Genomic DNA, 12,252 nt, shown 5'->3' with positions numbered 1-12,252 from the left:
CCCCTCGACTAGCCAGCATCATATGGACTGTCGCAGGAGCACAGAAATACCATTCTTCTTGAAGTTTTAAAGAAATAGGCAATAGTTTTCGGATTCCTTGATTCTCTTTGGACGATGTTTCTTGTTTGACCGATTGAGAAGGTTGCGTATTCTCTTTCAATGAAGCTTGTTCCTGGGTTGAAGATGGCAAAGTTTGCTGAGTTCCGGCTTCCGTACTGCCTTCCTTAATTTTTAATCGCTCTGCTACCTCTGCTGGCATTTGAGGATTAGGTTCTGTACGCTCCTTTGTTTTTACACTAACTGTTGTTGATGAAGAGGATGTGACCTTACGAGTGCTGGAAGAACTTGTTTGGCTTTCTTTTTGTGTCGCTGTACAGCCAGATAAACCAAGCAAAGTCAGAAGTACAAGGAATAAATGAACTTTTCTCATGATTTTTCTCCTTTCTACCATTCTTGATAGCGCATTACGGAGTTTTCATTTCGATAGATTTCACCTTTTGGAATCTCACTATCCTTCTTTTTGAATTGAACCCATAGAATCCCTTTATCCGATAGTAAAATGGGGCCATGATCATATAAATAATGAATCCGATGCCTTAAATCCCACAAATAATATTGAGATTTAACACGCTCCTCACTTCTTCTTTCTCCCATATATGTGAAATAAATATTGCGATATATGGAGGTTTCTGCCTGTGAAGTAGAAAATATCTTTTTATGGTTTTTATTTTCGAAGGTAAACGAAGCGTCTTTATTATTTGCAACCAAGTATAGAAGATTGTGCCCATTCGTCATTAAATCGACATAATAGCGTTGATCATCCTTTGTTTGATCTATAACCTTTTTCTGCCCATCACTTAAGGAGTAGGCTACAATTTTTGTGGTTAAAGCTGTGTTATCAATTTGTACATAATACAAGTGATCTTTAAAGACATTCGGAAAACCGCTATTTTCTGATTCAATCGTCTGATGAACCCCTGTTTCAAGGTCAACTTCTTCAATCTGATATAGGCTATCGCCTACTTCATAATTTATAAAGAGTTTCTGGTTGGATCGAGCTACTTGAGTAACTGGAACCGTTCCGATAGGTCTCCTATCGATCAGTGTCGTTAAAGATTTGTCTTTTATCTTCCAAAGATAGTAAATCCCTGTCTGATTGAGTTGATCATACTCTTCAAAAACAACAATATCATGATCTACATAGCTAACAGCCACATGAGTCAGATTAGATGTCTTTTCAACATCTTTTATCTTTTGAAAATCCTTGGTATGTAAATTCATACTGGCAAGATAATTCTGATCATCATGTCCTTGGTCAACAGCCTCGCCATAGGCAATCCCATCATTTGACAGTGCGGTAGGTGTAAAGATTTTCCCATCTGGATAAGGGATAAAAATAGAATTTTTTAATAAATCTTCTGCCTTTCTTTCCTCGAACCCTATTTTCCTGGATACATTGGCACTACCGGATGGAGATTTTTTTTGTGGACCTACAAGTGTGCAAGCTGATAAGAGAATGATAATACCAAGGATGATAAAACTGAAAAATTTTTGTTCGAATGAATCTTTCTTCATCAGCCTATACCTCCTGAATAGCTATAAAAGATAATCTAGAAGATCCTACCATTCTTCAACCATGGACTAGTTGAGCCTTATCACTTCGTCAGCTTTTTCCCATATTACTGGATTATGGGTTGCAATAATGATTATACGCTCTTGATTCTTTAACATTAAGAGCAAGTCCATCACCTCTTGTGAGGTTTCTGGATCCAGTGCTGCAGTTAGTTCATCTGCCAAAATTAAAGGTGGATCTTTTAAAATAACTTTAGCTAATGCGACACGTTGCGCCTCTCCCCCCGATAATTCATAAATCTTTTGATCCAGAGCAAGGTAAGCCAATCCTACTTTTTTGAGCACTTCTTCCTCTTGCTGCTTCTTCTCTTTTTTCGTTAATTTTTGCCCAATCAATCCCAAATCTAAATTTGTAGCGATAGTCTCGTTTTCAAGTAGGCCAAAGTTTTGGAAGAGATAACCTAATTCACGCTTAAAGAAGTGATGCTGTTTGATTTGTTTCAGTTCTTGCCCTTGATAGTTTATACTCCCTTCTTCATAAGGCTCTATCTTCGCCAAGATATTGAGCAAGGTTGTTTTACCACACCCACTATTTCCGATCAGAGCATAGACCTTACCTTCTGTAAATTGCAAGCTCAAATCTTGAAAGACCGTTCGTTGGCCAAATGATTTGGTTAAATGTTCTACGCTAATCATATTAGGCTCCTTTCAGTACAGTGGCTAACAAGTGCTCTTCTTTATGAGACCGGTACAGGAGAATGAACCAAGCATTAGTAATAAATAGCAAGAGAGTGACAAGAGCAATCCACCATTCCGAAGTGAGAATGAATACAAGGAAGCTTCCTAATAGTAAGAGGACACTTTCTGAGAGCAAAATCGTTTGGTGAATGTTTACAAATCCCAGACCTGCAATCTTCTTCAAGAAGATTGGTCTTCTAAACTCTTCAAAATATAGGAAATTCATAGTGTTAAAAAGAAGAACAGAGGTTGCTATACCAAAGACTCCTCCTGCAATCGCCATGAGATTTTCTATTTGTATGTTTTGGGCCATTTGCTGGTAAACGTCCACTGCATAGTCGTACTGACTAACACTTTTTTCAAGATCATACTCAGCGACTAGCTTCTTACTATTCTGAAGCCCATTAAAATAAAGGTAGGAATCTAGGTGGGTGAAATATGGATTCTCATAGCCTCCAAAACTTTCAGGTTGTATAACCACTAAGACAGGATCTGTAAAGAATTGCTTATAGCTGATTGGTGTGTTGTTGTAGATAAAGCGTTTTTGATGATTCGGAATATACGTTACCTGCGCCTTCATTGATAAGGTGATATTTCCTTGATCATCTCGAGGAGATAGATAATCTTCATATCGTTTGATCATCTCCTCTTCTCGACCTTTTAATTTTTCCGGAAGTAACAGACCAAATTCCCCTGCTTGTAAGTGATTTAAGTGATCTTTTTCTTCAGGAGAAACTGGAACACCTTGGATTTCGAGGTAATTTGGAGTTACATAGAGAGTTCGTGCAAGAGGATCGTAATCTGTGATTGAAAACTCTTTACCTGTACTAGGATCCGTCATAACTCCTTTTGAACTAAAAGATACGAGATTATGATAAGCTAAAAGACCACCATTTTCAATACCAGACTCGATGAGCTTGGACCATTTCTCCCTATTTTCCTTCAGCCTCTCTTTACTGGTAATCTGATTGCCATATTCTCGACTTGTACTAATTTGGACCCAATTCGACTGTTTTGACCAAGCCTCACTTCCCTCTTGGTAGGTTTGCCAGACTGATCCATAAATACTGATTCGATGAACTGCAAGGCCAATTAGTGCCACAGCGAGAAATTGACAAATAAAGAGGAAAACCAATATGCGCTTCAATGGAACCTTCCCTTTTAAAAGGGGGACTAAATGAATCGTTTGAATACTATATGCAAAGAGGAAGGATAAGAAAACAGACAAAATTAGTAAAATCCCATTGTAAATAATACTACTGAAAATGACGATGGAATAGGAAAAAGGTGTCAATTGAAAGCAATAAATCAGAACAGCACCCATTATACTTGCGCCAATACATCCCAAAAGCAACTCTATACTATCATCTTTTAGAGAATGTCCGAAAAGTTGCAAGCGTCTCATTCCTGAAATATATCGAATCCCAGCACTTCTCATTTCTTGTGTTTTTTGAATAATCGTAAAAGAGCTAAAACTAATGATAAAAATGACTAAGGCAAGTGATTGTGAACCTGAGCCAAAAAAGGCAATAAAGGTCAGCAGAAGATTCGGTTTCTCAATAAAAGTTTGTGAGAAACCAAGAGTATGAAGCGTTTGATCCAGCTTTTCAGTTTCCAATTCACCTGTTAATACATAATAATTCGTTAGCAGGCTTTCTTTGGTAGCCAGTTCTTTCTTCTCTCTTTTAATCCCAAGAGGAAGTTTTCCCTCTCCGTAGATTTCATAGGTGAAAACAACCTGCCCCTTAGAGTCTGTTCTTTGTATCTGACGGGCAATTATACTATGATTTTCCCTTGCCAAGCGGTCTAAACTGGAAGATAAGTCTTCATATGTGACGCTCTTATCTTGTCTTACCACACCTACTACCGGAAGACTGCGGTGGATAAGCGTATTTGGAGAAATAAAGGCAATCCAAATCAAAAAGCTAGAGATGAAAAGGTTTGATAAAATAATAAAGACACGTTTCATATCATCACACTTTCTAAAGCATCAAAGGTAAATATTATTCAGCTAGTCAATCAATTTCCTTGTTTAGTGATTGCTGAGTATTTAAAATTTTATTTATACTTTTGTAAACGAATACATTTCTCCACCTTTACTATACTACAAAATCCTTAGTAAAACAATAATTTCTATGTGAAACTAGTTTCAAAAAAGAGATCCGCTACTGCGAATCTCTTTTGACTTTATTCCACCACTGCTTCAGCAATTTCCTCTGCAGTGATACCTGCAAAATAACGGCCTAGATTAATGGTTTGAAGGGCTTTGAGGACGTCTTCACGTTCGTATTTAACGCCACGAAGAACATCTTCTACTGCTGCAACATCTTCGATACCAAAGAAGTCACCGTAAATCTTGATATCTTGAATTTTTGATTCAATGACGTTGGCGAAGATTTCAACCTTACCGCTAGGGAATTTAGTGCCACGACGGACATTGTATTCAGGAGACTTCCCATAGTTCCAATCCCAAGTACCGAACTTGGTTTCCTTGATACGATTGATTTCAGCCAATTCTTCATCTGAGAAGACGTACTCCGTCATTTCAGGGTATTCTTTCTTCATGTAGTCCAAAAGTAGATCACGGAACTCTTCAACCGTGATTTTTTCTGGCAATTCATCGATGATATTGGTCACACGAGCACGGACTGATTTAACCCCTTTGGACTCAAACTTGTCTTTAGATACCTTGAGAGCATTAGCAAGGACAGACAAATCAACGTCAAAGAGAAGGCAACCATGGTGCATGATACGTCCATTGATATAAGCTTGTGCATTCCCACAGAATTTCTTACCATCAATTTCCAAATCGTTACGACCCGTAAATTCAGCCTTAACACCAAGTTGAGCCAAAGTGTTGATCACGGGAGTCGAGAAGCTCTTGAAGTCAAAGGCCTTGTTTTCATCTTCTTTTGAAATGATGGTGTAGTTAAGGTTGTTCAAATCGTGATAAACAGCCCCACCACCACTGATTCGGCGAACCACTTCAATCCCATGCTCCCGAACATAGTCACGGTTGATTTCTTCGATGGTATTTTGGTGACGACCAACGATAATCGAAGGTTTGTTAATCCAAAGAAGGAAGATTTGATCTTCATCCAAGAGGTGCTTAAAAGCATACTCTTCTAAAGCAATATTAAAAGCAGTATCATTTGAATAATTAATAATGTATTTCATAGTAATTCCAAAAATTCGTTTTATAAATCCTACTCATAGTAAGATAAGCATTAGACAGAAATAGTTGAATTTCACTTGAATTTTCTGAAGTAGTAAAAAGAAGGGAGTGGGACAGAACTTCGCTAGTAAAAAAAGTTCGTATTCCCACCCCCGCACAGTTGATTAGGTATCTTTGAAGCTTGTCCAGCGAACAAAGATACCAAACAACCACTGCGTCTGACTAATCCTTCCAAACATTTCTTCGATAAGGAAAATTATTTATTAAGCCATTTCTCGGAAAAATTGAGACAAGTGGCTCAATTTTTAGGCATGGAACTCTAAAAGAGGTCGCTGCCGTCCGTACTACTTTAAGAAAATTTAGTTGAAAGAATAATATTATTTCTTCTTAGGTGAGTGAACAGCCAAGCCAAGTACATCCGCAAAAGCTTCGTACATCACTTCTGAGAAGGTTGGGTGACCATGAATGGTCTTGAGCATTTCTTCTACAGTGATTTCCATCTCAATGATGGTTGAAGCTTCGTTGATCAATTCAGCAGCAGCTGGACCAATGATGTGAACCCCAAGAACTTCACCGTATTTCTTGTCTGCAATGACTTTAACAAATCCTTGAGCCGCATCTGATGCAATGGCACGACCGTTCGCCGCAAAGTTAAACTTACCGATTTGAACATCGTATTTCTCACGAGCTTGTTCTTCTGTCAAACCAACAGCCGCAACTTCAGGAAGGGTGTAGATGGCTGCAGGAGTCAAGTTCAATTTGGCAACAGCATGATTTCCCTTAAGAGCATTTTCAGCCGCAACTTCTCCCATACGGAAGGCAGCGTGAGCCAACATCTTGGTACCGTTGATATCGCCTGGTGCATAGATACCTGGAACAGACGTTTCCATGTATTCATTGACCTTGATCCGTCCACGATCCAATTCAAATTCAACATCTCCGATACCTTCAAGGTCTGGAACACGACCGATTGAAAGAAGGGCTTTATTCGCGATGATATCATCTTTACCTTCAACCTTGATACGGAGTTTTCCATCTTCCTCAATGATTTCTTGCAATTTCGTATCCGTCAAGATGGTCATACCCTTACGTTCAAGGATCAAACGAAGGTTCTTAGATACTTCCGCATCCATAGCTGGAACGATACGGTCCATCATTTCGATAACAGTAACTTTTGACCCAAAGGTCATGAAGGCTTGACCAAGTTCGATACCAACAACACCACCACCAATGATCACGAGGCTTTCTGGCACTTCGTTCATTTCAAGGATATCATCACTGGTCATGACAAGGGATGATTCCATACCAGGAACGTTAATCTTGCTAACTTTTGAACCACCGGCAAGGATGATTTTCTTCGTTTCAAGCAATTCAGAACCATTGACCAAGACATTCTTATCTTTGGTGATGGTACCGATTCCTTTATGAACATCCACTCCGTAGCTACGAAGAAGTCCTGCAACCCCACCAACAAGGGTATTTACGACCTTGTTCTTGGTTTCAAGAACCTTGTCCATATCCACTGTGAAGTTAGGATTTTCAATCACAATACCACGGTTAGCAGCATGACCTATATTTTCAATGATTTCAGCGTTGTGGAGGTAAGTCTTAGTTGGGATACATCCGCGGTTCAAGCACGTTCCACCAAGTTCAGATTTCTCAACGAGAGCAACCTTACCACCTAATTGAGCTGCCTTAATAGCAGATACGTAACCAGCAGGACCCCCACCGATTACTACGATATCATAAGCGTCATCGCTCTTATTGTCATCGTTTGAAGCACTTGCTGCAGCTGGTGCTGGACTCGCTTCTGGTGCTGCTGCTCCGGCTGTTGGGATATTTTCCCCTTCTTCACCAAGGTAACCGATTACTTCTGTTACAGGAACAGTTTCTCCGTCCCCTTTCAGGATAGCGATCAAGTAACCGTCTTCTTCTGCTTCCAATTCCATGCTGACTTTGTCTGTCATGATTTCAAGGAGAACTTCTCCTTCTTTTACAAATTCGCCGACTTTTTTATTCCACTGAACGATTTGTCCTTCGGTCATATCTACGCCGGCTTTTGGCATAATTACTTCTAAGGCCATTTTATTTCCCTCTTTTTCTTGTTTCTATTCTCTCTCGTTGATTAGACCAACATTGAAATCGGGTCTTCAATCAAGGCTTTCAAGTCTTTCATGAATTTGGCACCAGCCATCCCATCGACAACACGGTGGTCAATGGTCAAGCCCAAGCTCATGATTGGACGAATGACAATTTCACCATTCACAACAACTGGTTTTTCAACCGTTGCACTAACCCCTAGGATAGCAGAGTTTGGTTGGTTGATAATCGGTCCAAATGATTGAACGCCAAACATTCCTAAGTTACTGATGGTAAAGGTCGAGTTTTGCAATTCACTTGGAGCAAGCTTACCATCCAAGGTACGTCCGATAACGTCCTTGAAGGCTACGACCAACTCAGACAAGGTCATCTTTTCAGCATTGTAGACAACTGGTGTCATAAGACCATTATCCATACCAACAGCCATCGCAAGATTAACGTAGTTGTGGGTGATAATTGTTTTACCATCTTCTGTCAATGAAGCGTTGATATATGGATGTTTCATAAGAGTTTTGACAACCGCAAGTGAAAGCAAATCTGTAACAGTGATTTTCTTACCTGTTGCTTCCATAATTGGATCAAGAACTTTCTTACGAAGGGCAAGCAATTCAGACATATCTACATCGTAGTTAAGCGTGAAGGTTGGAGCAGTTAAGTATGACTCAACCATACGTTGAGCAATAACCTTACGCATAGGAGTCATCGGTATACGCTCGATTTCTCCATAAGGTGTCACGTTATCTGGAACTTCTTCCACTTTCTCAATTTGAGCAGGTGATTTAATCGTATCGTTTTCGATATTTTCAGGAAGGAAGGCTAAAACATCCTTCTTCATAATCTTACCACGATGACCAGTTCCTTGGATTTCTTGCCAAGCAATATTATGCTCTAGTGCAATTCGTTTTGCAAGTGGTGAAATGCGAACCACATTTGTTTCTTTATAGGTTTCCACGTCTTCTTTGTGGACACGACCGTTTGCGCCTGAACCAGAAACATCATAGAGGTTGATTCCAAGATCATCCGCTAATTTTCTAGCCGCAGGAGTCGCTCTTAGCTTATCATCAGCCATGACCTCTCCTATTCTATTTATGATGCAAAGGGCGTTTAAAAGCGACCGAAAAATAGGAAATCAACGCAGACTTCGATGAAGTCAAGTAGATTTATCTTTTTTCCGAGCTTTTAGCCCGTGCTCTAATCTAAGATATTAAGGACGCAGAGAACTTTGTACCTAAAAAGATACAAAGTTTCCTGGTCTAATTCAAATGATATTACATAATTTACGTTATGTATTATTCTTTGTTATATGTTTTACGAATGGCATCTTTGATGCTTTCAACTGTTGGGATCATTGCATTTTCAAGGTTTTGTGCGTAAGGCATTGGCACATCTTCCCCCGCACAACGGCGGATTGGTGCATCCAAGTAATCAAATGCTTCTGATTCAGAGATAATAGCTGAAATTTCTCCGATATAGCCACTTGTTTTGTGGGCATCATTGACAAGGACTACTTTTCCTGTCTTCTTGACAGAGTTAATGATGATCTCTTTATCAAGTGGAACCAAGGTACGTGGGTCTACTACTTCTACTGAGATACCTTCTTCTGCTAATTCTTCAGCAGCTTGCATCACGCGACGAAGCATTTTTCCGTAGGTTACGACAGTGACGTCAGTTCCTTCACGTTTGATTTCTCCGACACCAAGTGGAATTGTGTAGTCTGGATCAACTGGCACTTCCCCTTTTTGGTTGAATTCTGATTTGTACTCAAGAATGATAACGGGGTTGTTATCACGGATAGATGACTTGAGCAGTCCCTTCATATCCGCTGGCGTACCAGGAGCAACAACTTTCAAACCAGGAATATGAGTAAACCATGATTCCAAAGATTGGGAGTGTTGAGCTGCAGATCCAACTCCATTACCAGCAGCACAGCGAATGGTCATCGGTACTTGCCCTTTACCACCAAACATGTAGCGAGTTTTAGCAGCTTGGTTGACAATAGCATCCATGGCAATTACTGAGAAATCCATGAAGGTCATATCAACGATTGGGCGAAGTCCGGTCATGGCTGCACCTGCTGCTGCACCTGAAATCGCAGCCTCAGAAATCGGACAGTCACGGACACGTTCTGGACCAAACTCTTCCAGCATCCCTACAGAAGTACCGAAGTCTCCACCGAAAACTCCGACATCTTCTCCCATCAACAATACATTTTCGTCGCGACGCATTTCCTCAGACATAGCAAGGATAATGGTATCGCGGAAAGACATTAATTTAGTTTCCATAATTCTCTACTCCCCCTTAGTCTGCGTAAATATCTTCGAAAGCTGATTCGAGTGGTGGGAATGGGCTTTCTTCCGCAAATTTCACTGAAGCTTCAACTGCTTTTTTCACTTCTTCTTGGATCTGATCCAATTCTTCTGCGCTTGCAATTTCATTTTCAAGGAGGTACTTGCGAAGGTTTTCGATCGGATCTTTCTTCTTCCATTCTTCGACTTCTTCACGTGTCCGGTATTTACCAGGGTCAGATGAAGAGTGACCGAGCCAACGATAAGTGACACTTTCAATCAAGACAGGTCCTTTTCCAGAGCGGACGTGTTCAACAGCTTTTTGGAAGCCTTCATAGACATCAATAACGTTGTTCCCGTCAGGAATAAACATTCCAGGAATGCCGTATGCAGCACTACGCTCATGGATATGTTTGACATTGGTCATCTTCTTGATGTCGGCAGAGATTCCGTAACCATTATTGATACAGTAGAAAATTACCGGAAGATTCCAAATAGAAGCCATATTCACTGCTTCGTGGAAGACACCTTCGTTGGTTGCGCCATCACCAAAGAAGCAGACAACAATCTTACCAGTCTTTTTCATTTGTTGTGTAAGGGCTGCACCTACGGCAATTCCCATACCTCCACCGACGATCCCGTTGGCACCAAGGTTACCTGCATCCAGGTCGGCGATGTGCATTGATCCACCCTTCCCTTTACAAGTACCGGTATACTTACCAAGGATTTCGGCCATCATGCCATTCAAATCGATTCCTTTAGCAATGGCTTGTCCGTGTCCACGGTGGTTAGATGTCAGCAAATCATCATCGTTCAAAGCCAACATCGCTCCGACGTTAGCCGCTTCTTCCCCAACAGAAAAGTGCGTCATTCCTGGCACTTTCCCTTTTTTTACTAACTGTGCAATTTTTAAGTCCATGCGACGGATTTCTTCCATTTTACGGAACATTTCCAATAAGAGACTTTTGTCTAATGTTGCCATCATTTCGCCTTTCTTAGCATTTATTCATTCACTTTCATTCTAGCCAAAAATGAAAGCTCAGTCAAAAATAATGCTCAGAAAAATTCACAATCCTAAACACTATAATCATGGAAACTATAAGCTTTCAAAAGGAAATATTTAGTTTTTTCACAAACTTCTAGATTTTTCTATCTCATTCAATAGTCACATAAAAAACCGATAGGATCCTATCCTACCGGTCGTCATCTTATGATTGGCGTTGGCCAAAGTCATGAATCATTTGTTCCAATTCTTCACGACTAGGTGTTGTAAGCATATAGAGGTAATCTCCCTGAAGTTCCGCAAAGGCCGCTGGCATGTCTTTCTTCACACGGAATTGATCACGGTATTTGGCCAGAACTTCTTCCTCTGAAAGAGCATAAGCTGCATTGGCACGACGAGAAGTTGCCAAGCAATAAAGGGGCTCAAACTCAGAAGCTGGGAAGGGTTCCCCTGCTACGATGGCAGCATAACCACGGTACAAATCAATCGAGTGAGCATAGTTGTAGACGTCGATGGTAAAGCCACCTGCAGGACGATTATTGTACTCGATCGCAATATAGTCATCCCCATCGCGGAAGAACTCAATGTGGAAGAAACGTTCTTTCATGCCAAAGGTTTTAACAATCGCTTCCCCGTATTGACGCAATTTTGGATCCATTTCTTTAAGGACATAATAAGAGTTGTCCATCTTGTAGAGCATCAAATCGAGTGGCGTATGTGCATAGTCAAAGGTAGTTGAAAAGACAATGTTGCCGTCACGATCCACTAGACCATCAAAGGTACAAATCTCACTAGAAGTGACAAATTTCTCAAAGAAGTACTCTGTATGGCCATCCCACTCAGCCTTGAAATGGTCCACATCTTCTGGCGTTTCGATCTTGAAGGTCGCTGCTGCTCCTACCCCATTGTCAGGCTTAGCAATCAATGGCAACCCAATCTTCTTCACAGCCTTATCAATGTCTTTTTCTTTTTTAATAACAGCGCCTGGAACGACAGGAACACCTGCTTTCTTGAAGAGTTTCTTCATTTCGGATTTGAACTTGGTTTTCTTCAAATCTTTTGGTTTGGCACCAAAGACATTGAATTGCTCACGAAGCGCCGCATCCAATTCCAACCAGTACTCATTGTGGGATTCGATACGATCGATTGGGCCATGTTTGTAAAAGAGAAAGGCTACTGCACGTTTCACTTCGTCCAGATTTTCCAAATTTTCAACACGGAAATATTCTGTTAAGCTGTTGCGCAAAGGCTCATCTAACTGTTCATATGGCTCTTGACCAATTCCCAAGACAGTGATCCCTTTATTAGCCAACTCGATTGTAAATTGTTGGAAGTTTTGTGGGTAATATGGTGAAATAACGATATAATTCATTGAGGTC

At 40.4% G+C, this 12,252-nt stretch carries 9 protein-coding genes and 1 pseudogene; all 10 read right to left on the bottom strand.

Annotated features, from left to right (window positions below; genetic code table 11):
* Positions 1 to 430, bottom strand: a pseudogene (locus tag HMPREF2832_RS03280) (hypothetical protein); the annotation flags it as partial.
* Between the two features lie 14 nt (positions 431 to 444).
* A complete protein-coding gene (locus HMPREF2832_RS03275) occupies positions 445 to 1,575 on the bottom strand; it encodes a DUF5050 domain-containing protein (RefSeq protein ID WP_261674210.1) in 1,131 nt (376 codons plus the stop codon).
* A 66-nt stretch (positions 1,576 to 1,641) separates the two neighbouring features.
* Complete coding sequence (locus tag HMPREF2832_RS03270; RefSeq protein ID WP_049497861.1) at positions 1,642 to 2,268, bottom strand: putative bacteriocin export ABC transporter; 627 nt, start codon at positions 2,266 to 2,268, stop codon at positions 1,642 to 1,644.
* Between the two features lies 1 nt (position 2,269).
* A complete protein-coding gene (locus HMPREF2832_RS03265) occupies positions 2,270 to 4,279 on the bottom strand; it encodes a DUF1430 domain-containing protein (protein WP_070505540.1) in 2,010 nt (669 codons plus the stop codon).
* A 218-nt stretch (positions 4,280 to 4,497) separates the two neighbouring features.
* A complete protein-coding gene (locus HMPREF2832_RS03260; protein ID WP_014713327.1) occupies positions 4,498 to 5,487 on the bottom strand; it encodes a lipoate--protein ligase in 990 nt (329 codons plus the stop codon).
* A 375-nt stretch (positions 5,488 to 5,862) separates the two neighbouring features.
* Positions 5,863 to 7,569 carry a dihydrolipoyl dehydrogenase gene (gene lpdA / locus HMPREF2832_RS03255; protein ID WP_049497863.1) on the bottom strand — a complete coding sequence of 569 codons (1,707 nt, stop codon included), beginning with the start codon at positions 7,567 to 7,569 and terminating at the stop codon, positions 5,863 to 5,865.
* 41 nt (positions 7,570 to 7,610) lie between these two features.
* On the bottom strand, positions 7,611 to 8,654 hold the full coding sequence (locus tag HMPREF2832_RS03250) for a dihydrolipoamide acetyltransferase (RefSeq protein ID WP_070505539.1): 1,044 nt from the start codon (positions 8,652 to 8,654) through the stop codon (positions 7,611 to 7,613).
* A 220-nt stretch (positions 8,655 to 8,874) separates the two neighbouring features.
* Complete coding sequence (locus tag HMPREF2832_RS03245; RefSeq protein ID WP_003011072.1) at positions 8,875 to 9,867, bottom strand: alpha-ketoacid dehydrogenase subunit beta; 993 nt, start codon at positions 9,865 to 9,867, stop codon at positions 8,875 to 8,877.
* Positions 9,868 to 9,883: 16 nt separating this feature from the next.
* Entirely contained in the window at positions 9,884 to 10,852 is a 969-nt protein-coding gene (locus tag HMPREF2832_RS03240) for a thiamine pyrophosphate-dependent dehydrogenase E1 component subunit alpha (protein WP_070505546.1), read from the bottom strand.
* Between the two features lie 226 nt (positions 10,853 to 11,078).
* Positions 11,079 to 12,245 (bottom strand): ATP-grasp domain-containing protein, encoded by a 1,167-nt coding sequence (locus HMPREF2832_RS03235; protein WP_070505538.1) that lies wholly within the window; start codon positions 12,243 to 12,245, stop codon positions 11,079 to 11,081.
* Positions 12,246 to 12,252 lie beyond the last annotated feature (7 nt).

The organism is Streptococcus sp. HMSC073D05 (genome assembly GCF_001812015.1).
Lineage (GTDB): Bacteria > Bacillota > Bacilli > Lactobacillales > Streptococcaceae > Streptococcus > Streptococcus parasanguinis_D.
The sequence above is the reverse complement of the archived record's forward strand: the minus strand, read 5'-3'. Positions and strand labels throughout refer to the sequence as shown.

Coding starts and splice junctions, on each gene's coding strand:
- HMPREF2832_RS03250 (WP_070505539.1), bottom strand. CDS start 8,654: ATGGCTGATGATAAGCTAAGAGCGACTCCTGCGGCTAGAAAATTAGCG.
- HMPREF2832_RS03270 (WP_049497861.1), bottom strand. CDS start 2,268: ATGATTAGCGTAGAACATTTAACCAAATCATTTGGCCAACGAACGGTC.
- HMPREF2832_RS03260 (WP_014713327.1), bottom strand. CDS start 5,487: ATGAAATACATTATTAATTATTCAAATGATACTGCTTTTAATATTGCT.
- HMPREF2832_RS03265 (WP_070505540.1), bottom strand. CDS start 4,279: ATGAAACGTGTCTTTATTATTTTATCAAACCTTTTCATCTCTAGCTTT.
- HMPREF2832_RS03245 (WP_003011072.1), bottom strand. CDS start 9,867: ATGGAAACTAAATTAATGTCTTTCCGCGATACCATTATCCTTGCTATG.
- lpdA (WP_049497863.1), bottom strand. CDS start 7,569: ATGGCCTTAGAAGTAATTATGCCAAAAGCCGGCGTAGATATGACCGAA.
- HMPREF2832_RS03275 (WP_261674210.1), bottom strand. CDS start 1,575: ATGAAGAAAGATTCATTCGAACAAAAATTTTTCAGTTTTATCATCCTT.
- HMPREF2832_RS03235 (WP_070505538.1), bottom strand. CDS start 12,245: ATGAATTATATCGTTATTTCACCATATTACCCACAAAACTTCCAACAA.
- HMPREF2832_RS03240 (WP_070505546.1), bottom strand. CDS start 10,852: ATGGCAACATTAGACAAAAGTCTCTTATTGGAAATGTTCCGTAAAATG.